The sequence below is a fragment of the Saccharopolyspora sp. NPDC003752 genome, from assembly GCF_053605825.1.
The window spans coordinates 56,933-83,585 of the sequence record NZ_JBSGJZ010000033.1 but is presented as its reverse complement, the minus strand read 5'-3'; the positions used below and the strand labels follow the sequence as shown (position 1 = coordinate 83,585).

Sequence of the window (26,653 nt, the reverse complement as noted above, 5' to 3'; positions counted from 1 at the left end):
CATGGCCCGCTGAACACCACCCGCCACGCCGCAAGCCACGCTTTGCCATGCACGCCAACAAAATTTGATCATTGTGGGACAGGCTTCAGACGCTATTGCCGACCCATTCGAACAACAAGACGTGCGGCCACAAGCTGTCATACGCGGTCAGCCGCATGCCGCCGGACGATCTCGTTGGCAAACAACTGCCATTCGCCTGGACAGCGACCATTCGCAGGCCACCGGAAACGCCATGGGGAGCTGCGGGCAGCAATCCGACCTCGGCGGCCGCACCCGGCTTGGAAACGCGATTTGGCCCCCGGAGGGCACCCGCACCTCCCCGGCCGCCGCTGCGGGGCAGAAGAGCGGCGGAGGAACCCCGCCGCTCCTTCCTCCCGGAACCGCTGGACGTACTTGTAGAACACCGTGCGCGAGATCTTGTGCTCAGCACAGAACCTCGACACGTTGATCTTGTCCCCGCCAGCCACCGCGGCCACCGCCGCGACCAGGTCTGGATCCATCGAAAACCCTGTTCCGCCCACCACTGATGATCACAGACAGCAGGCCAGCCAGTGTTCACGAGGTCCTGAGACACAAACTGTTCACGAGGTCCTGAGCGAGGACACCCGGTAAGCACCGGATTCGTCACTCACGAGCCCTCACCAGCCCAAACCGTGGCCGAACGGGTACTCGTACTGGTTCGGGTCCACCGGCACCGGCACCGGCAGCTTGCCGACCGGGGCGATCTCACCGAACAACACCTGCGTCAACGACTCCATCGCCACCGCCTTGTCCGAATAAGTGGCGACCCAGGCAGGAAGCTCGACGCGGGCCGCGTCGTAGGGATCCCGGACCGCGACGGCCACGACCGGCTTGCCGGTCTGCTGCAAGGCGCGCACCAGGTCGAGCTGCGACGCGTTGTCGTCATTCCACGCCGCGTTGGTCAGCACGACCGTGACGTCGTTGCGCTTGGCCTGCTTGGCAGCCTGGCTGATCTGCTCCTGCGTCGGGTCCCGACCGGTGGCCAGCGCCGAGGTCTGCGGCCCGCGCGCCTTGATCCGCTCCGCCAACGCAGCAGTGGCCTTGTCACCGGCACCGGTCACGAACACCGTCCCCGGCGGCTTCAGCGGCAGCAGCATTCCTTCGTTGCGCACCAGGGTCGTGGTGCGATCCGTGATGGTCTGCGCTGCTTCCAGGTTCTTCACGGTGCCGACGACGTCGTCCACATTAGACACGGCAACGAACGGGTCCGCCAGCACACCCCGACCGGCCTTCAACGCCAGGACGCGCTCCACGCTCTGGTCGATGCGCTGCTCGCTGAGCCGGCCGGTGACCACCGCGTTGATCACACCGTCGATGGCGACCGGCAGGCTCTTGGGCATCAGCAGCAGATCGGCACCGGCCTGCAGGGCGAGCACCGGGATCTCGGCGTCCGGGTGCTTCTTCCGGACCCCGTCCATCTGCAGCGAGTCGGTGACGATCACTCCCTCGAAGCCCAGCTCCTCGCGCAACAACCCGGTGAGCACCTTCGGTGACAGCGTCGACGGCTCGCCTGAGTCGTCGAGCTTGGGCACCACGATGTGCGCGCTCATCACCATGTCGGTCCCGGCGGCGATCGCCTCCTTGAACGGCGGCGCGTCCAGCTGCTCCCACTGCTGCCGGTCGTGCTCGATCACCGGCAGCGAGGTGTGGCTGTCCTGTTTGGTGTCGCCGTGCCCGGGGAAGTGCTTGACCGACGCCGACACCGACTCGTCGGGCGGTTCCGAGTCCTGGTACCCGCGGATCTGCGCGGCGGTCAGCTCCGCGGCCAAGGATGGATCGGAGGAGAACGAACGCACCCCGATCACCGGGTTCGCCGGGTTGACGTTGACGTCGCCGCTCGGCGCGAAGTTCTGGTTCACCCCCATCGCCCGCAGTTCCCGCCCGGTGATCGCGGCCGCACGTTCAGCGTCCTCGACGCTACGCCCGGCGCCGAGCGCCATGCTCCCGGGGAACTGCGTGGCGGGCTCCAGGATGCGGGTGACAAGGCCCTGCTCCTGGTCGGTGCAGATCAGCAGCGGCACCTTCGCCCCGGAGGACACCGCGGCAGTCTGCAAGCCGTTGGACAGCTCGGCGATCTGCCGCGGGGCGTGCAGGTTTTCGGTCCGGGTGAAGTAGATGATGCCGCCCAGATGGTACCTTCGAACCACCTGCGCCGGGGTGTCGACGCTGAACTCCTCCTGGTTCTTGGGATGCGCGGTGTCGGCAGTGCTCCCGTACGCGTAGGTGACGAACAGGTGGCCTACCTTCTCTTCCAGCGTCATCTCCTCGACCAGCTGTTCATCCTTCAACATTGGGGCTTCCCTTCGAACAACGCAGTGCCTGGAAGACGTCAGATATTCGATTTGGTGAACACTGCACGGAGGCGGCAGCAGAAGCCGTGTTGGACAACGAGTTGCTCGTCGCGGTGGTCCCCAGCACCTCCGCGCGCGTCCTCTTGGTCCCCCCGTCGGCCCTCAACTTGGTGGCCTCGCAGCAGATTCCGAACAAGAGGAGGACCGCGCATACTCAGGGTTGCGCGAAAGTGCTTACACAGCAAGGGGAACATTCGTGCGCCGAGAGCTGTCCGAACGCCGCTACCACTGGTAGAGGTGCTGTCCCCAGTCGTCGTGCCAGCTGGTGCCGTAGTACGCCCAGGTGTCGGAGTCCAGCAGGACCACGTGCCCACCCCAGTAGACCGATTCCTTGAGCTGGAAAACCGCCCACCAGCCGGTGTTGGGCTGCAGCGTGGTACTCGTGCGCACCGCCTTCTCCTGGAACCAGCTCCACATATTCCTGGCCCGCAGGGGCCTTCTGCCTGGTGTGCATCGGGCGTGGATGTGCGGGTTCGCCACCGACAACTCGCCGTACCCGGCACGGATGAACGCGTTCGAAAGGAAGTGTGCGCAGTTGTTGGCGTAGACGGTGTTGTCCCCGCCCGCACATCCGTCCTCGTAGTACGCACCCACCGCGGAAAGCGGCGCATTCGCCTGCGGGGCGGGTCTGTGCAATGTCGACGGGTCCCCGCGCACAGGCGTTCCCGGCAACTCCACTGCCCGAGGGGCAGCGACGAATTCCATGGCCACCTCGGGTGGTGCGGTGACCTCCCCGACCGTGAACGGGCTGATGCGGAACGCGCGCACACCGGGACGCACCCAAGCCCGGACCCGTTGGGCGTCGATGTCCTCGCGCTCGACGACATCCGATTTCGCCACGGAGTACACGACGTTCGGGGACTGCACGATCACCAGGTTCCCCGGAATGTTCTTGTCCTCGGCGACGTACCCCTCGAACATCACTGTAGAACTGCGCCTCTCGGCCAGGTCGAGGAGCGACATGAAGTCTTCGAGGTGCTCCTTCGCGAGTGCCTTCGCCATGATCGACCTCCGGAATTCCGAGCGTGTCACACCTGCGATCAGGCCGAACAGGTCAAAACGCGGAACGCGGCGGCGCTGAGCATCCCTCGCGATCGCCGCCGCCGCAAGGAAGGGTTACACGTCCAGATGCACAACGCGATCACCGCTCGATGCGGGCGTGACCGCAGCGAGCGTCTGCCCAATATCGAAAAACGCCAGCGCCCCCGTACGATTCTCCATGCCCACCCCCGTTAGCCCGTGAACGCCGAAGCGGCGCTGTCGTCGACGAACCCCAACGTGGACGACGCGCCCTGATGTGGTCACTTGCGTAGCGCCAATCAGCTGCGGCGTTGGCCTCTCTCCATGAGCACACATATCTGGATTCGGTGGCAATGGAGCGTAGGATCCAAACGGGATCCATCAGGGTTCACCCAGCACGGCACGGACCCTTCGGCGAAGGTCTTCTTGACAGACCCTCCAGGCTAAAGGCCGTGCTGTGCCGACCAGTGCAGGCCGTGACCAAAGCCGAAGAGCGGAGCACGAGTGTCGAACGGGACGTCCTCGCGGGCCGCCGCAACGGCGGCATCGGAGCGTGGCAGATCGAACGGAAGCCGACCGCTGACCGTGGCCCGGCCGCTCACCGCGTCCAGCAGGATGTCGTCGTCCACGCCGAAGGTTCCGATCAAGGTGACCCCGGGGAGGGCGGCGAACGGTGTGAGCACAGCGGCGCGTTCGAGATAGACGTCGACAAAGGTAGGCACGGTCGCGGCGATCGCCTCGATGTGCCGGACGGTCTCCTGCGGGAATTCGAGGCTCCCGGAATGGAATGCCGATTCGAGCATGTCCCCGGGCTTTTCGTCGAACGGTGCCGCCAGCCGGATGATCGCGAGATCGGCCTCGGTGACGGTGTCGACCGGTGTGGCATACCGGCGCAGGACGTCCTGGTCGATTCCTTCACCGTAGATCCGCACGTCCGGGCCGAGGCGCACGGGGCGGCCGGTGAGTGCCACGACCGACGCCGCTTGCGCTCGCCGGGCGAGGGCCAGGTTCGGCGCGGTGGCCACGTGGTTCCCGATCGCGTCCGGCTCAACGGCACCGGCGGCCGCATCGTCGAGCAGCCCGAGCCGTTCTTTGGCCCGCAGCACGCGCCGGACCGAGGTGTCCAGGCGTTCCTCGGTGATCAGGCCGCGATCGAGGGCTTCGAGAATGAGCGTCGGGTCGTCCTCGCCGCCGAGTTGGTCGACGCCGGCATCGAAGAGCCGGGCCACGCGCTGGACCGGCGGCAGGTCCAGCAGCCCCCAGGCACGTACCGGCAGCTCGATTCCGAGCCCCGGCAATCGCATGCCGGTCACGATGTTGAAGTCCGTGACGACCACCCCGTCGAACCCCAGCCGGCCGCGCAGCAGATCGGTGATGACGCGGCGCTGGAAGGCGAAACCCACTGCTTCGTAGTCGAGTCCGAGCGGGGCGGCGTAACCGGGCATCATCATCGCGACACCCTCCTCGATCGCGGCGGCGAACGGGATGAGGTGGTCCTCGAACCGGCCGCCCGGGTACACGGTATGCGCGCCACGCTCGAAATGAGCGTCCTCGCCGTCCTGTTGCGGACCGCCGCCGGGGAAGTGCTTGGCCGTGGCCAGGACGCGCTCGTGTGCGCCACCGCACTGCAGTCCCCGGACGAAGGCGCGCATCATCACGCCCGCGTGGTGCGGGTCCTCGCCGAACGTCCCCGCCACCCGCGCCCAGCGCGGTTCGGTGGCGAGGTCGCCCATGGGGTGTACCGCGATATGGATTCCGGCCGCGCGCAGTTCGCTCGCCATCATCCGGGCGACCTCCTCCACGAGGTCGGCATCCCAGCTGGCTGCCAGGCCGATCGGCTCGGTCAGCGAGCTGAAGCCGGCTCCGCTCTGACCGGTCTGCCGGTTGGTGGCACGGCCGTGTGTCGGGTCCGAACCAACGGAAGCTGGGATGCGCAGCCGGGAGCGACCGGTGATCGCGCGGATGGCCTCCCCCCACCGCGCGAGGGCCTCGACGCTTGGGATGTTCATCAGCCCGAGATGCCCGACGTGGCGCTCCAAGAGCAGCTCGGTGGTCGGCACGAAACCGAATGGTGATTCCGCATCGGTGCCCTCCCACGGGGTGCCGTCCGGGTTCATCGACACCCGCGCGGCAAGAAGCTCTCCGGCCTTCTCCTCGACGGTCATGGCCCCGACGAGGCCCGCCACCTGCGAAGTGGAGGGTGAATAAGACTGGTTGATCGTGTCCACGAAAGCACGCTACAGCCCTGGTGACGTGGACCGGAACAATGTAACCTAGTCGCCACTAACTATCACCTAGTGGTCACTAAGTATTTAGCTGTGGGTTCCGGGAGCGCCCTACGCTCACCGGTGCGCGCTCATCCGAGCCTGCGCTGTTCGAAGCGCTGAACGACCGAAGGATCCCGCGTGACCTCTCAGTCCCCCGAACCGCCGGACCGCATTCCCCTCTCTCGCATCTACCTCCTCGCGCTGATCGAACTTGCCGTGCTCGGGCCGATCGTCACGGCCCTGTTCGTTTCTCTGTCGGTCAAGGTGCTCCAGATCGCGCCGCACACCAAAGAATCGTCGCTCGCGCTGGTGACCGCGGTCGGTGCGATGGTGGCCCTGGTGTCCAACCCGATCTGGGGCCACATCTCCGACCGCACCCGTTCTCGCTTCGGCCGGCGCCGACCGTGGCTGATCACCGGGGTGCTGCTGGGTGTGGTGAGTGCGGTGATGATGCTGCTGGCGCCCAACGTCGGCTGGCTCACCGCGGGCTGGGGGCTGGGGCAACTCGGCTACAACGCGGCCACCGCGGCGTTGCACGCAATGTTCGCCGATCAGGTACCGGAGGCGCAGCGATCGAAGGCGTCTGGGATCTTCGGCGCCTTCGGTTTCCTCGGCGTGGTCCCGGCGATGCTGATCGCGGCGCTGTTCGCCGACAACCTGGCAATGCTCATGCTCGGGATGCCCGCTCTGTCGGTCGTGATCGTGGTCGCGGTCTGCGCGATCGTGCCCGACCCGCCCGCGGCCGCGCGGCCGGGAGCTCATCCGGCGTCGGGACGGCGTCTCACCGGGGCGTTCCGGTCATTCGTCTTCAACCCGCTCCGCGTGCCGATGTTCTCGCTGGTGTGGCTGCAGCGGTGCGTGATGCAGTTCGGGTACACCATCGTGGGCACGTTCGGGCTGTACTACCTGCTCGAACGGCTCGGGATGGACAAGGCGAACGCGGTGTCGCTCGTGTCGGTCTCCGCGATCGTGGGCGCCGCGCTCAACACCCTGGCCGCGTTCGGGTGCGGCTTTCTGGCCGCACGCCGGGGAAATTACGGCCCGTTCGTCATCGCGTCAGTCGTGGCCATGGCCCTGTCACTGGCGCTGAAGGCGTTCACCGGCGATCTGGCGATCTTCTGGGCGGCCACGGTCATCGCGGGGTTCGCACTCGGCACCTACTACGCGATCGACATGGCGTTGGTGCTGCGCACCCTGCCCGCCGGCGAGCAGGGCAAGTACCTGGGCATCTTCAACACGGCCAAGACGCTTCCCCAGTCGCTCGCTCCAGCGGTCGCCCCCTTCATGCTGGAGCTGGGCGGCCCGGACCCGGTGTCCGGGCACGCGCAGAACTACGCGTCGCTCTACCTGATCGGCGCGCTCACCGTCGGCCTCTCGCTCGTCGTGCTGCCGGGCATTCGCCCAGCCCTGCGCCGTCAGCCGTCGAACGCGACGCCCCGCAACGCAGAGGAAGTGGTCGTGTGACCCAGCAATCGATCGACGGGCCGGAAGGTCTGATCAACTTCCGCGACCTCGGCGGCCTCGACGCCGGCACCACCAGCGTCCGGCCGGGCGTGCTGTGCCGTTCTGCCGATCTGGCCATGCTGACCGAGACCGGCCGCGCGATGCTCCGCGATGGCGGTGTCGCCTTGGTGATCGATCTGCGCTCGGAGCGCGAGGCGGCGGCCACGTTCGGGTCGCCGGCGGCGCACCCGGCCACCGTACGGCTTCCGCTGCTCGACGGCGAGCTCCGTAGCATGACCGGTGTTCCTACGCTGAGCGGTCTCTATGCGGACTTGCTCGACAGCGCCGGGCACGCCTTCGCTCGTGTTGCCGAGCTCGTCGCCGAGACCGAGGACGGCGCGGTTTTGGTGCATTGCGCCGCGGGCAAGGACCGGACCGGAGTTGCGGTGGCGCTGCTGCTGGAAGCGGTGGGGGTGGACCGGCAGGCGATCGTCGCCGACTACGCGCTCAGCGAAAGTCAGCTCAGCCAGGAGTGGGCCGCGGCGATCGTCTCCTCCATCCGGGCCACTGGTGTTGAGATCACGCCACAAGTGGAGGCACTCATCACGCGAAGCCCCGCCGACGAGATGGAAGTGACGCTCGAGCACCTCGATGACCGCTACGGCGGCGCGGTTCGCTATCTGGCGAAACACGGTTTCGACGCCGACGCCCTGGCGCGGTTGCGCCAGCGGCTGCTAGCAGTCGCTTGAGGCGGCGATGCGCCGGTACAGGCCGTTGACGGCGGCGGTGAATGTCCCCAGGTAGTCGATGCGTTCGGGCAGGGTCAGCCACTGATCCCGGATACCCTCGTTCAGCGCGAGGATTTCCAGCACGATCTGCTCCGGTTCGCACTGGTCGTGCAGTTCGCCGGTCTCGATCCCGCGCTGCACGATCGGTGCGAACGCATCCAGGGCAAGTTCGAGGTTCTCCCGGTGCCGCCCCTCGATGGGGTGCCCTTCGATGCCCGCGGCGCCGGTCAGCATCCGGCGGAAACGAACCAGGTCCGGATCGTCCCCGGCGCGCCGCACGGAACTGATCATGGCGTCGAACAGTTCGCGGACGCTGCCGAAATCAAGGGAGTACAGGGCGTGGTAGGCCTCCTCCCGAGCCTCCACAACAGCCTGGAAAAGGTCCAGCTTGCGCGGGAAGTGGTGCAGCACCCCCGCGTCCGTAACCCCCGCTGCGCGAGCAACATCGGCGATCCTGGTGCGCTCGTACCCCTTGCGGCCGAACTCGTGGGTCGCGGCGGCCAGGATCGCCGCGCGGCGGGTGTCGCCTCGCACTATCCGCCTGTCGTCGCCCATAACCCACCTGATGTCGTCCGGCACCGTCCGCCGTCGATCATATGTGTGCGGTGCAGGCGCTGCGCTGCCACCGGGTTGAGACCGGCGGGCAGGATGTTGAAGGCCAGCTGAGTCGGCGCCCAGGCGAGCACGAGCAGCGGGATGCTGCCGGCCGAGGCGAGGAGCAACAGGCTCGCCGCGCCTGTGACCATGCCGCCGAAGATCCTCGGCTTGGCGGCGGCCCTCGTCGAGCACCTGCGCGTCCATGGCCGCCCGGACCCGCGCTTGGACGTGCTGGCGTTCGGACTCGCTCATGCCCGCCAAGCACGTTCATCAGCATCTTGTGCGACGGATCGCGGGCGTCGAACCTCCCGCCGAGCTCGGGCACCTACAGATCGACGCCGTGGGCCGCGAGCTTCGGCGCGATCAGCGAGAACTCGTTGCCGAACCAACACCGGGCGCTCTCGCCGACGACCACGGCGGCCCAACCTCAGTTCGGGTCATTCAGTGCAGCCAGCAGCCGTTCGGCCTCGCGGCGTCGCTCCCACGGCACCGAACGCCACTGACCGACGTCGAAGTACTCGGCAACGATGCTTCCGCCGAGCGGCGCGACGAACTTCGTCGCGTTGCCGAACTGCCAGCCGTGGCACTCCGCTTCGAAGACCTCGACCCAGGCCAGTGCCCGGTCCTCCTGCGCGAAGAGGGCGACGCCACTCGCCTGCCGTGAAACGCGTCCAACGTCCGTTCCTCTCCCCCCTCTGCCGTCCGTCCGCAGTGGCCTGTCCTCAATGGAGTACGAATTCGACCCGGTCCAGCCCGCCGTGAAACGGGAACACGTGCGGGTAGTCGCCCACCGGCGATCCGGTGGTCTCCCCGATGTCGAAGGTCTCGTCTATGGAGAAGAAACCGGGCGGGGTGCGCGGGGTATGGCCGCTGCCCAGTTCGATGCCATCCAGGGACAGGGTGATCCGGGCTCCGTTGCCGCGTCCGCCGCCGTCGTAGGCCAGGTGGGCCGCCAGTACGTGTTCGCCGGCGGGTACCGGTTCGCGTCCGACGAGATGGACGTGGCCTGCCTCGAAAGCCCGGTAAACGAACTCGGGCCGGCCGTCCTCGGTCAGGTACAACGCCCACCCGCCCGTGTATCCGCCCATCGTGGCCAGCACGCCGCGACTGCCCTCCGCTGCGACGACGATGTGCGCGCTTACTGTCCACGAGTTCCCGGCTAGCTCCGGCGCGTTGCTCTCCGGGATGCCCACCGCACCACGGTGGAAAGTGAACTCGCGCCGGCCGGCCGCCAGGTTCGGCATCAGCGTGCGGTGTGCCCGTGCGTCGCGCAAAGGCAGGATGCCGGTCCGGGCGGCCTTTTTGTCGAACAGGTCCCGCATCCAGGCCAGCTTCTCCGGCTCCTCGGCCGCTAGGTCGCGGGCCTGGCTGAAATCGCGGGTGGTGTCGTAGAGCTCCCACACGTCGGCGTCGAACGGGGCGTCCACCGGCGGTTGCCCCACCGTCCAGGGCATTCCGGCGCGGTGGAACGCCGACGCGATCCAGCCTTCGTGGTAGATCGAGCGGTGCCCGAACACCTCGAAGTACTGCGTGGTGTGCCGCTCCGGCGCCTCCGGATCGTCGAAGCTGTACACCAGGCTGGTGCCGTCCATCGGGGCCTGCTCCACTCCGTCCACCACAGCGGGCGCCTCGATGCCGGCAGCCTCCAGGACCGTCGGCACGATGTCGTTGACGTGGGAGAACTGGCTGCGTAGCCCACCAGCGCCGGTGATCCGCGCCGGCCAGGACAGCACCATCGGGTTCCGCGTCCCACCGAAGTGCGAGGCGACCTGCTTGACCCATTGGAACGGCGAGGTCATCGCCCATGCCCAACCCGCCGGGTACTGCGGGTAGGAGGATTTCCCGCCGATCTCGTCCAGCTTCTCCAGCTGCACCTCGACCGGCTCCGGCATCCCCTGCAACGCGCCAAAGTAGTTGATGCTGCCGGTCAGGCCGGCCTCGGCGCTGCTGCCGTTGTCGCCCACGACGTAGCAGAACAGGGTGTTCTCGAACTGCCCGCTGCGCTTCAGTTCGGCGACCAGCCGGGCGATCTGCGTGTCGGTGTGCTCCAGGAAGCCCGCGTAGACCTCCATCAGCCGCTCTGCGACGCGCTTCTGGTCCCGGCTCAATGAATCCCAGGCCGGCAGTTCCGGCGGCCGCGGGGTCAGTTCGGTGTCCACCGGCACCACCCCGAGTTCCTTCTGCCGCGCCAGGATCTCCTCCCGCATCTCGTCCCAGCCCTGCGCGAAGCGCCCCCGATACTTGCGGCACCACTGCTCGGGAACGTGCAGTGGTGCATGCGTGGCGCCCGGCGCCAGGTACAGCAGGAAAGGCCGGTCCGGGGCCAGCGAGTGCTGCATCCGCACCCAGTCGATCGACCGGTCCACCAGGTCCTCGGTCAGGTGGTAGTCGTCGCCGTCCGGGCGGCTCACCGGCCGGGTCCCCTCGTAGAGGGTCGGCTCGTACTGGTGCGTCTCCCCACCCAGGAAACCGTAGAACGTGTCAAACCCGCGGCCAGTCGGCCACCGGTCGAACGGGCCGATCTGCGAGGTCTCCCACGGCGGGGCCAGGTGCCACTTGCCGAAACACGCTGTCGAGTAGCCGTTGCGCCGCAGCAAGGTGGCGATGGTGGCCGTGCTGTCACGCATGATCCCCTGGTAGCCGGGGTACTTGTTCGCCGCGTTCATCACCGTGCCGACGCCGGTCACGTGCGGATCCCGGCCGGTCAGCAGCGACGCCCGGGTCGGTGAGCAGATCGCGGTGGTGTGGAATCGGTTGTACCGCAGGCCCGTAGCAGCCAGTTCCGCCACCGCAGGCGTGTCCACCGGGCCGCCGAACGGCGCGGAAGCACCGAATCCCACATCGTCCAGCAATACCAGTACGACGTTCGGCGCCCCCTCCTTTGCGCGCGGCATAGCGGATTCGACATGACCGTCCGACATGGACACTCCTTTCGCAGCGGGACCGGGCCCGGCTGGCGGGGCGAACGCGGCCGGCGGTTCCGAACCGGATCAGGCGTGGCTCCAGCAGATCCGGGGAGTTTCCGCGAGCTCGATTTCGTCCGGTGAGCGAACCGCCGGCCGTGGTGGGTGCCGACCGGGCGACCAGGGGCCATTGCCGGTCGGTCACGGGTGTTCAGGCGGCGGTAACGCCGCTGTCGGTGGAGAGCACGGCGCCGTTGATGTTGCGGGCCTCCGGTGAGGCGACGAAGCAGAACAGGGCGGCGACGTCGTCCGCGGTGGCCATCGGGCGCGGTGTATGCGTGTTGACGGTCAGCGACAGGTCCACCCCCTCCGGCATGGTGAAGCCGGTGACCAGCGGGGTCTCCACCGCTCCCGGCGCAATGGCGTTGACCCGCAGGCTCTGCTTCACGAACTCGACGGCCAGGGATCGGGTGAGCTGCACGAGAGCGCCCTTGCTCATGGTGTAGACGGCGGTGTACGCCTGCCCGATGAGCCCACCGGTGGAGGCCAGGTTGACGATGTTCCCGTCGTTGCGCACCAGGTGTGGAATGGCTGCCTGGCACATGAAGAACGGCCCGTCGAGGTTGACCGCCATCATCGTGCGGTAGTCCGCCTCGCTCACCTGCGTGGCGTGCTCGTAGCGGGCGATACCCGCGACGTTGCCGAGCACGTCCAGCCGCCCCGAGCCCGCCACTGCGTCCGCGACCGCGGTGAAGCAGTCGGTGCGGTCGGTGACATCCGTGACGCGGGTGAACACGGTTCCGGGCAGACCGGCCGCGAGGTCCGCGGTCTCCTGCAGGCCCGCGGCGCTGATGTCGAGACCGTGCACAGTGGCGCCCTCGGCGGCCAGGCGCAGCGCCGTGGCCCGACCGATGCCGGAGGCGGCACCGGTGAGCACGGCGACCCGGCCGGCGAAGCGGCCCTCGACGGGAGCGAATACGGTCATGAAAACCTCCTTGGCTAGGTGCAGGGTTCGAGATCAGGCCAGGACGCAACGTGTGCCGGCGAAGTTCGTCGGCATGCACTTGTTGCAGTGGATGCACAGCGAGCGGGTCGAGGGTTTCTGCTGGAGGCGGTTGATCAGGTCCGGCTCGCGCAGCAGCGCGCGGGCCATGGCGACGAACTGAAAACCCTCGGACATGGCCAGATCCATGCTCGGGCGGTCGGTGATGCCGCCCAGCAGCACCAGCGGTAATTTGACGACGTCCCGGAACTGGCGGGCGTCCTCGATGAAGTAGGCGTCCCGATAGGGATACTCCTTGAGCAGGGCTCGGCCGACCATCCGGACGCCGAACCGCTGCGGCTGTGGCAAGGCCGCCGCGAACTCCCGGACCGGGACGTCCCCCTTGAACAGGTACATCGGGTTGAGCAGTGAGCTGCCCGCGGTCAGCTCCAGCGCGTCGACCGTGCCGTCCGCCTCCAACCACGCGGCGACCTGGAGCGCCTCGTCCAGCCAGAAACCTCCCGGGACGCCGTCGTCCATGTTGAGCTTGGCCAGGATCGCGATCCGGTCGCCGACCGCGTCGCGGACCGCCCGGACGGCGGCGCGCGCGACCTTGGCGCGGTTCTCCAGCGAGCCGCCGAAGCCGTCCTTGCGCCTGTTGATCTTCGGGCTGAGGAACGAACTGGCGAAGTAGTTGTGTCCGAGGTGGACTTCGACCGCGTCGAACCCGGACTCCACGGCGAGCTCGGCTGCCGTGCCGTGGGCCTCGACGATCCGGTCGATGTCCTGCCGGGTGGCTGCCCGGGTCATCCGCATGCTCAGCGGGTTGAGCCGCGGGCTCGGGCCAAGCGCGGGCATCCCGTTCGACTTGCCATTGGCGACCGGCCCGGCGTGCCCGATCTGCGCTGACGCGGCGGCTCCCTCGGCGTGCACGGCATCGGTGAGACGACGCAGCCCCGGGACGGCCTCAGGTCGCATCCAGATCTGGTCGAACTGGGTGCGCCCCTCCGGGGCAACCGCGCAGTAAGCGACGGTCGTCATGCCGACCCCGCCGGCCGCGTGACGCCGGTGGAACTCGATGAGCGAGTCGGTGACCAGCGCGCCGTCGCTGCGTCCCTCGAACGTTGCGGCCTTGATCGTGCGGTTTCGCAGCGTCAGCGGACCGATCTTGCCCGGGGAGAAGATGTCGGGAAAGGCGCGGTCGTCGATCGGCGTGGCGGACACGGGGCCTCCTTCGGATCGGAAAGGAAAATCGCCGGAGTCGTCAGTGCGGAGCCGGTGCACCGCTCATCGCCGGCGCCCGGCCGTGTTGCATTCGCAGGACGACTGCCAGGCAGAGCAGACCGACGATGACAGCGACCGGGTAGGCCGGGGTGAACCCGGCGGTTAGCACCGTGCCCATGCGGCGCACCGACGCGTCCGCCAGCGGGCGCTCCTCGTCCGGAACACCAGATGGGTCTGGAGCGGGCGGCGCCGCGCTGACCTGCCGACGGTCCGCGGGTTGTCCGCCGAGTTCGCTCCGGCCACCCGTGGACACTCCGTCAGCCCTTCTCCGCGGAGGCCGCGGCGCGGACCGCGGCCACCGTCGACTCAGGCTCGCCGAAGGCCACCTTGGCCATCAGCGAGGGCTCGACGTCCGCCCGGGCGGCGAATACCTTCCGGTAGGTCTCCTGCGCGGCCTCGTCCTGCGGGTCAGCCAGGAAAGCCCACTCTGCGAGGTGGCAGGCCAGCCGCAGGTCCTCGGCGACCAGCTCTCGTGCGCGGGCGGCGAGCGCGGCGGCGCTTCCGGCCAGGCGGGCCACCTCCCGGGCCTGGTCGGGGGCGGGGGCGGGCAGCAGGTTCGCCGGGCGGCCGTCCCACCAGCCGCCGTAGCGGCGAAGTACGTTGCGGCAGATGAACTCGGGGCGGTCGTAGAGAGGTTGCAGTCGCGGATGCCGGGCCAGTTCGTCCGGTATCCGGAGCGTGCTGACGATCTCCTCGGGCAACCTCCCGGCGTTCAGCCCGTCGACCGCATGCCGGACGATGTGCCGCAGGTAGGCGGCCATGGTCGTCAGCTCGTCACGGATCGCCTCGGCACCGCGCACCACTTCGCCGTGGCCAGGCAGCACGATCTCCGCGTTGCGGGCGGCCATCTCCTCTGCTGCGTCCGCCCATTCCTCGGCGAAGCGCTGCACCTTGCGCGGATTGCCGCAGTTCGGCAGGTAGCCGGTGACCAGGTCGCCGGCAGCGATCACGCCGCGCTCGGGGGCCCACAGCCACACCGCGTCATCGGTCTCGCCCTTCGCGTGCCGCAGCACGAACCGCTCGTCGCCGACGACGAGTTCGAGCGTGTCCCGGAAGACGGTGTCCGGCCACAGGAAATCCCCCCGGCCCTGCGGCCAGGCTTTGCCGTTCTCCCCGGGCACCTGGAAGTTGATCGCGGTGTTCAGCCCGTGGGTTTTGGCGTAGCGCTCGTAGTGGGCGGTGATGTTCTGGTGCGCGACGATCCGAGGCCGCTCCCCCGCCTCCAGCAGCGACCACAGGCCGAAGGCGTGGTCGACATGGCCGTGCGTCAGCACCACGGTGTGCAGCGGCAGGTCGCTGCACTCGCGCACGACGCGCAGCAGCTCCGGACCGTCGCCCGCACAGCCGCAGTCCACCAGCACCAGTCCCTCGTCGGTGGCGAAAAGCCCGGCGTTGACGATGCCCAGCCGGAGGAACCACGTGCGCGGGGCGACCTCGATGGCCTCGGCACGCTGCGGAGCCGGAACCTCCCGGGCGAACAGGTGGGTGGCCTGAGCCATGCCATACCCCCCGAACGCGGCGGTGCCGGCCTCCTGCACGGACTCCTTCAGACCCAGCTGCCGGGCGGCTTGGTTCTGCGTCATGGCAGGTTCCCCTCTCGGATGCGTTGCCGCAGATTTAACGCATCCGCGTTAATGTTGGCAAGCCCTCCACACCATGCACATCTGTTTCTCAGCACTTCCTTAGACTTCTGCCGTGAACACCGCCCATACCGCCAACGACACCCGCAACCGCCTCATCGAGGTCGCCGAGCGACTGTTCGCCGAGCGGGGGGTGCACGCCGTTTCGCTCCGCGAGATCGCCACGGCGGCCGGGCAGCGCAACACCTCTGCGGTCGCGTACCACTTCGGCACCAAACGAGCGCTGGCCGAGGCCGTCTACGAGTACCGGATGCGTCCGGCGGGCAACCGACTGCTGACCCGCGTCGCCGATCTGGACGCCCAAGGTCGCGGGCACGACCTGCGTGCTCTTGTGGAGGTGATGATCCGCACCACGGCCGAGAACCTGGAGGGCGAGCGCCGACCGGGATGGTTCCTGCGCTTCGTCGCCAACGCCATGTACGTCGAGGACATCGCACCCTTCGACCTCACCGCGAACGAGTGGAGCAGCGGCCAGGCCACCGTGCACGCCCGGATCACGGAGCACCTGGCCGATCTGCCGCCCCGGCTGCGCCAAGACCGCTGGGACCACTTCGCCGGACTGCTGGTGCACACCCTGGCCAACCGCGAACGCCAACTCCAGAAGGACGCCACCACGGACGAGGGCGCCGAGCACCGATTGCTCATCGCCCAGTTGGTCGACTCCTGCACCGCACTGCTGTCCACCCCAGCGTCGCCGGAGACCCTGGCCGCCGAATCCGCCCCATCCGGGGCGCGATGACCCTCCGGACGAGCCGCCCCAGGTCGGATTGACCACGGGGTGGGCGGAATTCTCGATCAGCACGAGGAGGACGGTCTCACCGATGACACGATCGTCGTGTTCTGGAGCGACCACGGCGTCGGCATGCCGCGAGGCAAGCGCTGGGCGAACGACTCAGGGCTGCACGAACCACTCATCATCCGCCGGCCTGGCCACCTGAGTGCCGCCACATCGACGGAAGCCCTAGTCCATCTCATGGACCTGGCGCCAAGCATGCTGCTCGACGGCGCGTACACCCCGGACTCGCCGGTGTTCGAGGGCCTGTCCAGTTTTGGGCTCTGTCGCTGGTTGCGCGATCAACTTTTCTGGGCTTGTCGCTGGCCCTTGTAGGCGTTTGTGATCATGGCCGGTGTGTGATCGCGAGTGGTTGGACGTGTTGCTGCCGCATCTGGTCGGCGTGGTGGTGGAGCGGATCGAGCGGTCCGGGCCGGGCGTGATGGTCTGGGCGCGTGTCAGGGCCGATGATGGTGTCTGTCCGTCCTGCGGCGGCCGGTCGCGGCGGGTTCACAGCCGCTACGACCGCGGGCTGGCCGACGTCTCAGTGACCGGCCAGCCAGCGGTGTTGCGTCTGCAGGTGCGCCGGTTCTTCTGTGATGGTCTCTACTGTCCCGTTCGGACGTTCGCTGAGCAGGTCGACGGCCTGACCGCCCGGCATGCCCGCAGGACATCACCCAACCGCAAGGTTCTGGAAGATGTCGGGTTGGCGATGGCGGGCAGGGCCGGGGCGCGTCTGGCTGCCCGGCTGGGGCTTCGCGTCTGCCGGAGCACACGGCTGCGGCTGGTGCACGTGCTGTCAGAACCCGAGGTCGGCACGGTCGCGGTGCTCGGTGTCGATGACTTCGCGATCCGGCGGGGCCGCAAGTACGCGACGTTGCTGATCGACGCGGTCACGCACCGCCGCCTTGACGTGCTCCCGGACCGCAAAGCAGCCACTCTTGCGGCCTGGCTGCGTGAGCATCCCGGCATTGAGGTGGTCTGCCGTGACGGGTCGGCGGCCTACGCCGAGGCCATCCGTCAAGGTGCCCCGAAAGCGGTGCAGGCCAGTGACCGGTGGCATCTCTGGCACAACCTGGCCGCGGCGGCGGAAAAGAGCGTCGTGGCCTACTCCGCATCCTGGAATGCCCTGCCGAGCAAGGCGGGTTCGGCACTGGCGGCACGCACACGGCAACGGTTCGCCGCCGTCCACGAACTCCGGGACCAAGGCGTCGGGCTGCTGGAATGCGCCCGGCGGCTGGGCTGGGCGTTGAACACCGTCAAACGTTACGCCCGCGCCGAACGGGTCGAGGACCTGCTACGCCCACCACGCTACGGACCCTGCCTCGTCGATGCCCACCGCGACCAATTTCAGCGCCGCCTGGCCGAGAAAACCCCGGTCACGCGGATCCTGGCCGAAATCCGTGAGCAGGGCTACACCGGCAGCGCGAACCTGCTGGTCCGCTACATCAGCCAGGGCCGGGCCGACCCGCCACGCCACACACCGTCACCGCGTCGTCTGGTCTCCTGGATCATGAGCAGGCCCGAAAATTTGCTCGAGGCCACCCGCCGCCACCTCGACGACCTGATCGCCAGCTGTCCCGGGATGACCACACTGGCCACCCGAGTACGTGAATTCGCCGCTATCCTCACCGGCCGCCGAGGCCAGGACCTCGCCGCCTGGATCACCACCACTCGCAGCGACGCACTGCCCGGCTTCGACGCCTACCTCAACGGCCTGGAAAAGGACTGGGACGCCACCACCTCAGGCCTGACCCTGCCCTACAGCAACGGCCCCACCGAAGGCATCAACAACAAGATCAAAATGCTCAAACGGCAAAGCCGGTTTCGCCCTGCTACGCAAGAGAATCCTGCTCGATCAGTAACACACCCACCACATTGTTGGTCACGCAACCATCGACAGAGCCGTTGGCATGACACGGCCTCTTCCGCTGGATCGCCTTCTGCAACCACCGACGCCGGCACTCAGCACTGGGCCACCTCAGCCCCACCGACTACGAACACCGGCTCGCATCAACTACAGTGCAAGGCCTCGCAGCATGAAACCCGGTGTCCACGCTCCCGGGGGGAAGCCCAGTGGGAATGGTTGAAGCTGTCAGACCCAGGTGTAGTTGTCATCAGTGACGGCCCCTAGGGAAGCATTCGTGATCGCGGCATGAGGCGAAGGCAACGCCGCAAGAGCAGCGCCGATCGGCGGGAACAAGGGCAACCCAGCCACCGCGCGGTAGTCCACCCACTCCACGACACCGACCTCGTAGCCGCCAGGAACCTCGTCGTACTCCGCCGTGGCCACCATCGCACGAACCTCCTGCGTGATGTGCAGACGGTAGATCAGATGAAGCTTGCGCGGCGGAGTACTGCCCGGTCGGCTCACCATCTGATCCACGACCCATAGCAGCTCAAGGCCTTCAGCCTGCGCCAGGGACAACGCTAGTTCCTCCCCGAGCTCACGATCCAAAGCCCTGACGCAGTCCTCCCCTGGCTCCACGTTCCCCCCAGGCGGCGTGTAGTGGGTGCTATCCGGCCGATCACGCCGGATGAGAGCGACCTGGTCGCCGCAGAAGACCAGAGCCCCGACACGGATCTTGATATGGGAGAACGCTGCCTCGGGAACCTCGGATGCGGCTGTCACGACAGCAATTATCCAGGCCCCCTGACGATCCGCTCCACCACCACGCCGACCAGATGCGGCAGCAACACGTCCAACCACTCACGATCACACACCGGCCCTGATCACAAACGGGGACTGTAAGCTCTGGAGTGTAACTGTCCACAGTGGAGGATAGTGCACCATGGGTGATCAGAGAAGGACGCGTCGCTGCAGGTCTCGCCGGTGGTGGACCGGCAGGTGGTGGCCGAGCTGGTCAAGCGTGCCCAGGCCGATGGGGTGGCCATCGGTGGCGAGGGTGGGCTGATACAGCAGCTGACCAAGATCGTGCTGGAGTCGTCGCTGGAGGGCGAGATGCACGCCCATCTGGGTTATGGCAAGCACGATCTGGCCGATCGTGACGGCGGGAACTCACGGAACGGGACGCGGTCGAAGACGGTCCTGACCGAGGCCGGTCCAGTCGAGATCACCGTGCCCCGGGACCGGGATGCCTCGTTCGAGCCGAAGATCGTGCGTAAACGGCAACGCAGGCTGTCCGGGGTGGACGGGATCGTGGTGTCGCTGACCTCGAAGGGCCTGACCACCGGAGAGATCTCGGCGCATCTGGCCGAGGTGTACGGGGCGGAGGTGTCCAAGGAGACGATCTCGGTGATCACCGACCGGGTGCTCGACGGGATGGCGCAGTGGCAGAACCGACCACTGGAGCGGGTGTACGCGGTCATGTTCGTCGACGCGATCCACGTCAAGATCCGGGAGGACAGGTCGCGAACCGGCCCGTCTACCTCGCGCTGGGTGTCACCGCGAGCGGGGAACGCGACATCCTCGGACTCTGGGCCGGCGAGCACGGCGACGGCGAAGGCGCCAAGTACTGGCTGCGGACGCTCACCGAGATCAAGAACCGCGGCACCTCCGACGAGCTGATGGTCGTCTGCGACGGCCTGAAAGGCCTGCCCGAGGCGGTGACCACGGTGTGGGAGAAAGCGATCGTGCAGACCTGTGTCGTACATTTGCTGCGCAACAGCTTCCGGTACGCCTCACGCAAGGACTGGCCGGCGCTGGCCAAGGACCTCAAACCCGTCTACACCGCCCCCAGCGAGCAGGCCACACTGGACCGCTTCGCCGAGTTCTGCGAGAAATGGGAGAAGAAGTATCCCGCGATCGTGCGGTTGTGGACCGCCGCGTGGGCCGAGTTCGTGCCGTTCTTGCAGTTCGACGTCGAGATCCGCAAGATCATCTGCACCACCAACGCCATCGAGAGCATCAACGCCCGAGGGCATTTCCCCACCGAACAGGCCGCCCTCAAATGCCTTCGACCTCGCCCTGATGGGCCTGGACCCCACAGGCAGGGGCCGAGGACGCTGGACCATGCGCTGGAAAGCCGCCCTCAACGCCTTCGACCTCGCCTTCGACGGACGCCTGTCCGCCGCACGCAACTAACCCAGATCATCAAACCCAGTTACACCCAAAACTGGCCCCACAAACGCCTACCAGGACCAGCGATCAGACCAGGAAAGTTGATCACGCAACCAGCGACAGGGCCGCAGAACTTACAGTCCGGTGTTCGACGCCGCAACGCTCCTGTCCGCCGTTCCGCGCTGATCCGTGCATCGAGGAGCATTTCCGCGTGTGCGAGTAGATGCCCGCATTGGGACTTCGCCCTGTGCTGTGGATGCTGGTTGGTCAGTGGGTGGCGGGCAGGGTGACGGTGAAGGTGCTGCCCTTGCCTTCTGCGGTGGTCACCGTCACAGTGCCGCCGTGAGCTTCGGTGATGGACTTGACGATCGCCAAACCCAGCCCGGCACCGCCGGTGCTGGGGCTGCGGGAGTCGTCGCCGCGGTAGAAGCGTTCGAAGATTCTGCGTGCGGTTTCCGGGTTCATGCCGGGACCGTGGTCGGCGACTGTCAGTTCGACCTGGTCGTCGGGCAGCGGGCGGACCGCTACGGCAACCGGTGTTCCGGCGGGTGTGTGCCGCTGCGCGTTGCTGAGCAGGTTGCGCAGCACCTGGAGCAGCCGATCCTCGTCACCGCTGGCGAACACCTTGTCCTGGACGTCGATGGTGATCGGCCTCCCGGGGTCGAGAGCGCGGGCGTCCGCGGCTGCCTCCGCGGCGAGCCTGCCGAGGTCGACCGGGGCGTCGGCGACTGGCCGTCCCTGGTCGAGCTGGGCCAGCAGCAGCAATTCCTCCACGGTCGTGTGCATGCGGGCGGCTTCCTCTTCGATGCGCAGCATCGCCCGCTCGACCAGTTCAGGTTCCTGAGCAAGTCCGTGCAGATGAAGTTGCGCCCAGCCTCTGATGGTGGTCAGCGGGGTGCGCAACTCGTGCGAGGCGTCGGCGACGAACTGGCGGAGTCGTTCCTCGGAACGTTGTCGCGCGTCGAACGCCTGGTTCAGCGCACTGCCGACCTCCCCGATCTCGGAATGCGGTTGACCGACCTCGATGCGCTGGTGGAGGTCTCCGGCGGCGATCGCGGTCGCCGTTGTGGCCACGTCCTGCAACGGCCGCATGCCTACCCGCAGCACGCCGCGCCCCAGGACCGCGATTCCTGCGAGTGCGGTGAGGGTGGCCACGGCTTCGGCGCCGATGAGCCAGTACACGACGTCGTCGGAAGCCGCGAGGTTGCTGGCGATCACCATGGTGCTGACGGGCTTCGGTGCCGTGCCGGTCGCCGGCTGGACTACGGTGTTCGCTCCGACTGAGAACCCAAGGGTTCGGTACCTCGGTATGAGCGCTCCTCGGGCCGACACGGTCATGGGGCGCTCAGCGAATCCGCTGAGGACCTGCGCCGGCAGGTCGGGACGTGGGGTCGGCTGCCCGTTGGGGCCTTGTCCCGCTGTCTCGGCGACTACGCGGCCGTGTTCGTCGAGCAGCGCAACGTATGCGCCTGCCGGAACCAGAGTGTTCAGGGTGGTCTCCGGGATCGGGGAAGACCGGCTCTCGGCGTAGCGCTGGACCGCATCGCGGGCCTGGGTGAGGTTGGTGTCGGCGACGTCGGTGAGGTAGAGGCGCAGCCCGACCAGTGAGGCCACGTTGACCGTGACCATGCCCAGGGCCGCCAGCAGGATGGACCCCGCCAGGAGACGGCCCCGCAGTGAGCCGCGCCAAGCGCGGGCCATGTCAGTCACCTCCGGGGCGCCGCAGGCTGTAGCCGAAGCCACGCACCGTGCGGATCAGGGCCGGCGGGTGCGCGTCCACCTTCGCCCGCAGCCGGGACACCAGCTTCTCGACGACCCCGGGGGTGAACTGGTGCTGCCACACGTGATCCATGATCTGGTCTTTCGACATCACGCGGTCGGCGTTGACCAGCAGGTAGCGCAGCAACTTGTACTCGGTCGGCGACAGCGTGATCGGCCGATCGCCGCGGCGGACTCGCATGCTCCGCTCGTCCACGGTCAGGTCGGCGAAACGCAGAACCGGGCTCGATTCTGCGGTCATACCCGCTCTGCGCAGCAGGACGTGCACCCTGGCGAGCAGTTCGAGAACGCTGAACGGCTTGGTGAGGTAGTCATCAGCCCCCATGGCCAAACCGGTCACGCGATCCTCGACCGCGTGCCGCGCCGTCAGGAACAGCACCGGCAGTCGTGCCCTGTCCTCGATCAACCGCTGGCATACCGCGAACCCGTCCATGTCGGGCAACATCACATCCAGCACCAGCAGGTCGGGCCGGATCGTGGCACAGGCGTGCAGGGCCTCGGCACCAGAATCCACCACCGCCACCTCGTAGCCCGCCAGGCTCAAGGTGGTCTCCAGCAGTTCAGCCAGTCTCGGATCGTCGTCCACGACGAGCAACCGCTGCCCGGCTCCCCGGGGCGGCGACACACCCTCGCTCCCCGAAGCGGACGGCATGGCAGGCACCCATCATGTCGTGACTCGTGCGGCAACGCGCCGCCTGGTTCCAGCGTCGGCATCCTACTGCGCCCCACGCTCCAGATCACCGACCGGTGGCACGGGCTGAGCAGTGGAAACGCCGTGAAACGCGCGTGGGCGCCAGCGCTGGCCACTGTCAGCAAATCGTCAGCTCGGTGACCGTGCCGGGTCAGCTGGTCCGGGTTTCCTGGCATCAACGCACCCGACCAGCCCCCTGGAGCAGCCGTGGTCCCTTCGCCACCCCCCAAAGACGACCGTGCTGACAACACCCAGCCCGACGTGCAGAACCGGGTGCGTGCAGCGTTGATCGACATCGCACCGATCCTCTTCTTCACGCTGACCTTCGTGCTGACCCACCGGGTCGTCATTGCGGTGGCGTTCGCCCTCACCTGCGGCGTCGGGATCACAGTGCGCCGGCTGGTGTGCGGAGAACCCGTCTGGCGGGCACTTGGTGCCCTCGGCATCATCTGCGTCGGGGGGCTGCTGGCCGCGTGCACCGGAGATGCCACCAACTTCTTCGCGCCGGGCCTGGTGATCCACAGCACCATCGCCCTGGTGACCCCGGTGATGCTGGCGTTCGGCTGGCCACCGCTGGGCCTGGTAGCGGGGCTGGTCACCGGCGAAGGGACCAGATGGCGCCGCTGTCCGATCCGCCGCCGGGCTTTCACGAGGTCCAATGTGGTTCTGCTCGCCACGAAGGTCGTCATCCTGTCGGCCGAAATCCCCCTGTTCTTGGCCGGCCAGACCATCGCGCTCGGCTTCACCAACGCAGTCGGCCCGGTCGTGCACGGGCTCGGCGTGTTGCTGGCATGGCGGGTCTTCCGCCGCACGACCGGGACGCACCACTGTGCCCCCGCGACAGACCGCTGTGACGCTCCTACGAGCGAGCTGGATCCCAGTTCTTCGCCTGACCCGCAGAAGGCTGCTTGACGAACGAGCGTCCGCGACAACACCGATGATGAAGGAGACAAAACCGATGTCCGCGCCCCAACTACCGTTCGACCGCCCGAACGTGCTCGACTTGGCCCCGCACTACGCCGTCCTGCGTCGCCAAGCCCCGCTCGTCCCGGTCCGCACGCCCTCCGGTGACCCGGCGTGGCTGGTGACCCGCTACACCGAGGCACGGGCGCTGTTGGGCGATTCGCGCCTCGGGCGGTCGCACCCGGCGCCTGAAGCGGCCGCGAAGGTTTCCGACGCCGCGGTCTTCAACGGCCCGTCCGGCAACTACAACACCGAGCAGGCAGATCACCAGCGGCTGCGCAAACTGCTCGCACCGGCGTTCTCCGCCAAGCGGATGCGCGCGTTGGGCGATCACATCCGGGAACTGACCGAGGGTTGTCTCGATGCGATGCAGGCGGCGCACGACCGGTCTCCCGGCGAACCGGTCGACCTGCACGAACACCTCGCCTTCCCACTGCCCGTGCTCGTCATCTGCGAACTGCTCGGTGTGCCCTACGAAGACCGCGACCTCTTCCGCGACTTCTCCGACCGGATCGGCCGGATGAACGCGGGCGACGTCGCCCGCACCGCCATGTCCGAGTTCATGGCGTACACCAGCGAGCTGGCCGAAGCCAAGCGGGCCAACCCGGCTGAGGACGTCATCTCCGACATGGTGTTCGCGCAACGAGCTTTCCCCACCTTCACCGACGAGGACATCGCGCGACTTGCCGCAGGGCTGATCTTCGCCGGCCACGAGACGACCGCCGGTCGCATCGACCTCGGCGTCCTACTGCTCTTGTCCGATGTGGACCGTCGAGACGCCTTCGCCGCGGACCCCGACGACCGAGCCGAGTCCACGGTGGAGGAAATCCTGCGCCGGACCTCACCGAGCGGTCTGGGCCTGGTGCGCTACGCACACGACGATGTCGAGATCTCAGGCCAGACGATCTCCGCCGGTGACGCGGTGATCATTGCCGTCGGCGCCGCGAACCAAGATCCGGCGGTGTTTGCCGAGGCAGCTCAGTTCGATCCCGAGCGCAGTCCCAACCCGCACCTCGCGTTCGGCCACGGCGTGCACTTCTGCATCGGCGCGAACCTTGCCCGGACCGAGCTGCGCACGGTCTTCCCAGCGCTGTTCCGGAGGTTCCCCCGCCTACGACTGGCCGTGGACCTCGATGACATCGAGGTCCGCACGGACCGGCTGACCGGAGGTTTGAACGAGCTTCCTGTCACCTGGTAGTGCCCCGGCTTGCGCAAAATGCCTCACATCCCTTACCAGACGAGGAATCCCGATGAACATCATCGCTGACAAGGACAAGTGCATCGGCGCGGGACAATGTGCACTGATCGCAGCCGACGTCTTCGACCAAGACGACAGTGATGGCCGGGTGATGCTGCTCAACCCCGACCCGCCACGCGAACTGCTGGCGCAGGTCGAGCAAGCTGCGGCCGGCTGCCCCGCACTAGCTATCGCGCTGCAGCGCTAACTTCCCTGGACGCCATCGTCCTGGCCGGGCCCGGCCAGGACGATGGCGTCTTCGGTCCGCTGGGGCCGGCGGCCTTCGGAAGAGACGGGTCGCTCCTCGCGCGTCTGCATCAGCTGCACCCAGCGCTGGATCAGCTCGGTGGTGCGGGGCCGGTCGGGGGCGTGCCAGGAGACGGGCACGTTCAGGGCGGCGAGGCGCCCTTCCAAGTCTTCCGCCAAATGCTCGCGGCCGGTGTCGCGCAGGTGCTGGGCGTAGCGCGCGGGATCGCTGTAGTACGTCGGCCCGGTCTGCAGGGTCGTCTGCATCGGGTCGGGCAGGGCACCTGGGTGGCCCGCGTACTTGTGCCACCATTCGGCCAGGTACGAGCGCATCCGCGCGGCCAGCTCCGGTTCCTGCTCCAGCAGGTCCCGGGTGAGGTGTGGGTCTTCGGTGACGTGGAAGAGCTGTTCCCACTCGGCGCGGAAGCTGCCGGGGTGGTAGGTGCGGACGTAGAGGTGGTCGCGGGTGCGCACGGCCCGCTGGTAGGTGTGGGCGCCGTGCCCGAGGACCAGGTACTCGCGGGAGTCGATGCGCTCCCCGCGCACCGCCGGCGCGAAGGACTTGCCCTGCCAGCCCGCCGGGACGTCCATGCCGAGCAGATCGCACAAGGTCGGTGCGAGGTCGATGTTGTACAGCAGGGCGTCGTTGCGGCGGGCCTCGTCGGGCAGATCGTCGGTCAGGCCCGGCCAATGCACGACCAACGGCAGGCGGTGGGTGGGCTCGTTGGCCAGTCCGTGCTCGGCGTACGAGCCCTGCTCACCGAACGACTCGCCGTGGTCGGCGCTGACGATCACGGCGGTGTCGTCGGCGATGCCCAGTTCCTCCAGGGCAGCCATGAGCTGGCCGAAATGGTGGTCCCAGTAGGCCACGGCGCCGTCGTAACCGTTGATGAGGTGCTCGAAGTCGGCGCGGGACCGGATCGCATCAGGCATGTTGTGGGGAACCGGGGACTTGCCCGACCCGATTAGGGAGTAGTGCAGGTCGAGGGCGCTGCGCGGGCCGTAGATCTCGGCGTGCGCGGCGATCGTCTCTTCGTCGGGCCAGGCCTGCACCGGGCCGGAAGCGGCCATCTGGTCGGTCCACTCGGCGGGCTGGGTGTAGTTGGTGTGCGGTTCCCAGTAGGTCAAGTGGAGATACCAGTCGTCCTCGTCGGCGTGGCGACGCAGCCATTCGATTGCCGCCCGGTTGACGTCTGGTGCCTCCTCGTCACCGAAGCGGTCGGTGGCGCGGATCGACTCGCGGAAGTTGCCGTGGAAGAAGTAGGCGCGGTGGCGCTCGGCGAACACAGAGATCGCAGCCGTGTAGTAGCCGCCCCATCCGAGCCGCTGGCCGAGCAGCGGGCGGTCGGGTTCGGGCCCGTGGCCGGCATCGAGCCGGAACTGGGCGGCCGGTCCGAAGTGCCCGACGACGCCGTTGGTGATGCCGAACTGGCCGCTGGTCAGGGCCGTGCGGGAGGGCAGGCAGGGCGAGTCGGAGCAGTAGTAGCGGTCGAAGGTGACGGACTTGTCCGCCAGCTTCTGCAGGTTGGGCGTGGTCGGTCGGTGGTAGCCGTACGGGGTGGTGTGATCAGCGCGGAGGGTGTCCACGTCGATGTAGATGATGCGCATGCGGGAAACTCCAAGGCTCGGTGCGGGGTGTGTCCGGGTA

General features: G+C 67.7%; 24 protein-coding genes and 1 pseudogene. 10 read left to right on the top strand and 15 right to left on the bottom strand.

The window, feature by feature from the left end; genetic code table 11:
- Positions 1–137: 137 nt before the first annotated feature.
- The 4 genes from ACWEV3_RS32590 to ACWEV3_RS32575 form a co-directional block, all read right to left on the bottom strand.
- Positions 138–500, bottom strand: a complete 363-nt coding sequence (locus tag ACWEV3_RS32590) for a helix-turn-helix domain-containing protein (protein ID WP_452617562.1) — start codon at positions 498–500, stop codon at positions 138–140.
- A gap of 138 nt (positions 501–638) precedes the next feature.
- The gene (locus tag ACWEV3_RS32585) at positions 639–2,312 is read right to left on the bottom strand and encodes a glycoside hydrolase family 3 protein (RefSeq protein WP_452617561.1); all 1,674 of its coding nucleotides are present in this window, start codon (positions 2,310–2,312) and stop codon (positions 639–641) included.
- Positions 2,313–2,594: 282 nt separating this feature from the next.
- Positions 2,595–3,374, bottom strand: a complete 780-nt coding sequence (locus ACWEV3_RS32580) for a hypothetical protein (protein WP_452617560.1) — start codon at positions 3,372–3,374, stop codon at positions 2,595–2,597.
- A gap of 461 nt (positions 3,375–3,835) precedes the next feature.
- Positions 3,836–5,620 carry a glycoside hydrolase family 3 protein gene (locus ACWEV3_RS32575; protein WP_452617559.1) on the bottom strand — a complete coding sequence of 595 codons (1,785 nt, stop codon included), beginning with the start codon at positions 5,618–5,620 and terminating at the stop codon, positions 3,836–3,838.
- Positions 5,621–5,797: 177 nt separating this feature from the next.
- Here ACWEV3_RS32575 and ACWEV3_RS32570 point away from each other — a divergent pair, with 177 nt between their 5' ends.
- Both ACWEV3_RS32570 and ACWEV3_RS32565 read left to right on the top strand, forming a co-directional pair.
- Positions 5,798–7,123 (top strand): MFS transporter, encoded by a 1,326-nt coding sequence (locus tag ACWEV3_RS32570; protein ID WP_452617558.1) that lies wholly within the window; start codon positions 5,798–5,800, stop codon positions 7,121–7,123.
- Complete coding sequence (locus tag ACWEV3_RS32565; RefSeq protein ID WP_452617557.1) at positions 7,120–7,851, top strand: tyrosine-protein phosphatase; 732 nt, start codon at positions 7,120–7,122, stop codon at positions 7,849–7,851. The genes ACWEV3_RS32570 and ACWEV3_RS32565 overlap by 4 nt, the downstream gene beginning before the upstream one ends.
- On the opposite strand, the gene ACWEV3_RS32560 is transcribed toward ACWEV3_RS32565, so the two are convergent.
- Positions 7,837–8,445: a TetR/AcrR family transcriptional regulator gene (locus ACWEV3_RS32560; RefSeq protein ID WP_452617556.1), complete on the bottom strand. Its 609-nt coding sequence runs from the start codon at positions 8,443–8,445 to the stop codon at positions 7,837–7,839. The genes ACWEV3_RS32565 and ACWEV3_RS32560 overlap by 15 nt on opposite strands.
- A complete protein-coding gene (locus tag ACWEV3_RS32555) occupies positions 8,424–8,636 on the bottom strand; it encodes a hypothetical protein (protein ID WP_452617555.1) in 213 nt (70 codons plus the stop codon). The genes ACWEV3_RS32560 and ACWEV3_RS32555 overlap by 22 nt, the downstream gene beginning before the upstream one ends.
- Before the next feature lie 101 nt (positions 8,637–8,737).
- Here ACWEV3_RS32555 and ACWEV3_RS32550 point away from each other — a divergent pair, with 101 nt between their 5' ends.
- On the top strand, positions 8,738–9,151 hold the full coding sequence (locus tag ACWEV3_RS32550; protein ID WP_452617554.1) for a hypothetical protein: 414 nt from the start codon (positions 8,738–8,740) through the stop codon (positions 9,149–9,151).
- A 58-nt stretch (positions 9,152–9,209) separates the two neighbouring features.
- Here the strand turns inward: ACWEV3_RS32550 and ACWEV3_RS32545 are convergent, their stop codons facing one another.
- The 5 genes from ACWEV3_RS32545 to ACWEV3_RS32525 all read right to left on the bottom strand — a co-directional run bounded on the left by ACWEV3_RS32545 (position 9,210) and on the right by ACWEV3_RS32525 (position 15,239).
- Positions 9,210–11,408: a sulfatase-like hydrolase/transferase gene (locus ACWEV3_RS32545; protein WP_452617553.1), complete on the bottom strand. Its 2,199-nt coding sequence runs from the start codon at positions 11,406–11,408 to the stop codon at positions 9,210–9,212.
- Between the two features lie 193 nt (positions 11,409–11,601).
- On the bottom strand, positions 11,602–12,375 hold the full coding sequence (locus ACWEV3_RS32540; protein ID WP_452617552.1) for an SDR family NAD(P)-dependent oxidoreductase: 774 nt from the start codon (positions 12,373–12,375) through the stop codon (positions 11,602–11,604).
- Between the two features lie 33 nt (positions 12,376–12,408).
- Positions 12,409–13,596 carry an NADH:flavin oxidoreductase gene (locus ACWEV3_RS32535; RefSeq protein ID WP_452617551.1) on the bottom strand — a complete coding sequence of 396 codons (1,188 nt, stop codon included), beginning with the start codon at positions 13,594–13,596 and terminating at the stop codon, positions 12,409–12,411.
- 40 nt (positions 13,597–13,636) lie between these two features.
- Positions 13,637–13,774: a hypothetical protein gene (locus ACWEV3_RS32530; RefSeq protein ID WP_452617550.1), complete on the bottom strand. Its 138-nt coding sequence runs from the start codon at positions 13,772–13,774 to the stop codon at positions 13,637–13,639.
- 139 nt (positions 13,775–13,913) lie between these two features.
- Positions 13,914–15,239, bottom strand: coding sequence for an alkyl sulfatase dimerization domain-containing protein (locus ACWEV3_RS32525; RefSeq protein WP_452617549.1), 1,326 nt, complete (start codon positions 15,237–15,239; stop codon positions 13,914–13,916).
- Between the two features lie 112 nt (positions 15,240–15,351).
- Between ACWEV3_RS32525 and ACWEV3_RS32520 the strand changes: the two genes are divergently transcribed.
- Genes ACWEV3_RS32520 through ACWEV3_RS32510 form a run of 3 tightly spaced genes read left to right on the top strand, consistent with a single transcriptional unit; the run spans position 15,352 to position 18,202 of the window.
- Positions 15,352–16,035, top strand: coding sequence for a TetR/AcrR family transcriptional regulator (locus tag ACWEV3_RS32520; protein ID WP_452617548.1), 684 nt, complete (start codon positions 15,352–15,354; stop codon positions 16,033–16,035).
- Positions 16,036–16,074: 39 nt separating this feature from the next.
- A complete protein-coding gene (locus ACWEV3_RS32515; RefSeq protein WP_452617547.1) occupies positions 16,075–16,404 on the top strand; it encodes a sulfatase-like hydrolase/transferase in 330 nt (109 codons plus the stop codon).
- A gap of 43 nt (positions 16,405–16,447) precedes the next feature.
- Positions 16,448–18,202 carry an ISL3 family transposase gene (locus ACWEV3_RS32510; RefSeq protein WP_452617567.1) on the top strand — a complete coding sequence of 585 codons (1,755 nt, stop codon included), beginning with the start codon at positions 16,448–16,450 and terminating at the stop codon, positions 18,200–18,202.
- On the opposite strand, the gene ACWEV3_RS32505 is transcribed toward ACWEV3_RS32510, so the two are convergent.
- On the bottom strand, positions 18,164–18,700 hold the full coding sequence (locus tag ACWEV3_RS32505) for an NUDIX domain-containing protein (protein ID WP_452617546.1): 537 nt from the start codon (positions 18,698–18,700) through the stop codon (positions 18,164–18,166). The two genes, ACWEV3_RS32510 and ACWEV3_RS32505, sit on opposite strands and share 39 nt — an antisense overlap.
- Positions 18,701–18,886: 186 nt before the next feature.
- Between ACWEV3_RS32505 and ACWEV3_RS32500 the strand changes: the two are divergent.
- Positions 18,887–20,113 (top strand): annotated as a pseudogene (locus ACWEV3_RS32500) (IS256 family transposase).
- Between the two features lie 243 nt (positions 20,114–20,356).
- Here the strand turns inward: ACWEV3_RS32500 and ACWEV3_RS32495 are convergent.
- Positions 20,357–21,790 (bottom strand): sensor histidine kinase, encoded by a 1,434-nt coding sequence (locus ACWEV3_RS32495; protein WP_452617545.1) that lies wholly within the window; start codon positions 21,788–21,790, stop codon positions 20,357–20,359.
- A gap of 1 nt (position 21,791) precedes the next feature.
- On the bottom strand, positions 21,792–22,493 hold the full coding sequence (locus ACWEV3_RS32490) for a response regulator transcription factor (protein ID WP_452617544.1): 702 nt from the start codon (positions 22,491–22,493) through the stop codon (positions 21,792–21,794).
- A gap of 327 nt (positions 22,494–22,820) precedes the next feature.
- Between ACWEV3_RS32490 and ACWEV3_RS32485 the strand changes: the two genes are divergently transcribed.
- Genes ACWEV3_RS32485 through ACWEV3_RS32475 form a run of 3 tightly spaced genes read left to right on the top strand, consistent with a single transcriptional unit; the run spans position 22,821 to position 24,967 of the window.
- Positions 22,821–23,471, top strand: a complete 651-nt coding sequence (locus ACWEV3_RS32485) for a DUF3159 domain-containing protein (protein WP_452617543.1) — start codon at positions 22,821–22,823, stop codon at positions 23,469–23,471.
- A 46-nt stretch (positions 23,472–23,517) separates the two neighbouring features.
- Entirely contained in the window at positions 23,518–24,720 is a 1,203-nt protein-coding gene (locus tag ACWEV3_RS32480) for a cytochrome P450 (protein ID WP_452617542.1), read from the top strand.
- 52 nt (positions 24,721–24,772) lie between these two features.
- Positions 24,773–24,967: a ferredoxin gene (locus ACWEV3_RS32475; RefSeq protein WP_452617541.1), complete on the top strand. Its 195-nt coding sequence runs from the start codon at positions 24,773–24,775 to the stop codon at positions 24,965–24,967.
- On the opposite strand, the gene ACWEV3_RS32470 is transcribed toward ACWEV3_RS32475, so the two are convergent.
- Complete coding sequence (locus ACWEV3_RS32470) at positions 24,964–26,613, bottom strand: sulfatase family protein (RefSeq protein ID WP_452617540.1); 1,650 nt, start codon at positions 26,611–26,613, stop codon at positions 24,964–24,966. The two genes, ACWEV3_RS32475 and ACWEV3_RS32470, sit on opposite strands and share 4 nt — an antisense overlap.
- Positions 26,614–26,653 lie beyond the last annotated feature (40 nt).

Bases quoted from the DNA above. Each gene is read 5' to 3' on its own strand.
- ACWEV3_RS32560 (WP_452617556.1), bottom strand. From the start codon at position 8,445: ATGGGCGACGACAGGCGGATAGTGCGAGGCGACACCCGCCGCGCGGCG.
- ACWEV3_RS32530 (WP_452617550.1), bottom strand. From the start codon at position 13,774: ATGGGCACGGTGCTAACCGCCGGGTTCACCCCGGCCTACCCGGTCGCT.
- ACWEV3_RS32585 (WP_452617561.1), bottom strand. From the start codon at position 2,312: ATGTTGAAGGATGAACAGCTGGTCGAGGAGATGACGCTGGAAGAGAAG.
- ACWEV3_RS32525 (WP_452617549.1), bottom strand. From the start codon at position 15,239: ATGACGCAGAACCAAGCCGCCCGGCAGCTGGGTCTGAAGGAGTCCGTG.
- ACWEV3_RS32495 (WP_452617545.1), bottom strand. From the start codon at position 21,790: ATGGCCCGCGCTTGGCGCGGCTCACTGCGGGGCCGTCTCCTGGCGGGG.
- ACWEV3_RS32480 (WP_452617542.1), top strand. From the start codon at position 23,518: ATGTCCGCGCCCCAACTACCGTTCGACCGCCCGAACGTGCTCGACTTG.
- ACWEV3_RS32470 (WP_452617540.1), bottom strand. From the start codon at position 26,613: ATGCGCATCATCTACATCGACGTGGACACCCTCCGCGCTGATCACACC.
- ACWEV3_RS32540 (WP_452617552.1), bottom strand. From the start codon at position 12,375: ATGACCGTATTCGCTCCCGTCGAGGGCCGCTTCGCCGGCCGGGTCGCC.
- ACWEV3_RS32590 (WP_452617562.1), bottom strand. From the start codon at position 500: ATGGATCCAGACCTGGTCGCGGCGGTGGCCGCGGTGGCTGGCGGGGAC.
- ACWEV3_RS32555 (WP_452617555.1), bottom strand. From the start codon at position 8,636: ATGGTCACAGGCGCGGCGAGCCTGTTGCTCCTCGCCTCGGCCGGCAGC.
- ACWEV3_RS32475 (WP_452617541.1), top strand. From the start codon at position 24,773: ATGAACATCATCGCTGACAAGGACAAGTGCATCGGCGCGGGACAATGT.
- ACWEV3_RS32545 (WP_452617553.1), bottom strand. From the start codon at position 11,408: ATGTCGGACGGTCATGTCGAATCCGCTATGCCGCGCGCAAAGGAGGGG.
- ACWEV3_RS32580 (WP_452617560.1), bottom strand. From the start codon at position 3,374: ATGGCGAAGGCACTCGCGAAGGAGCACCTCGAAGACTTCATGTCGCTC.
- ACWEV3_RS32550 (WP_452617554.1), top strand. From the start codon at position 8,738: ATGCCCGCCAAGCACGTTCATCAGCATCTTGTGCGACGGATCGCGGGC.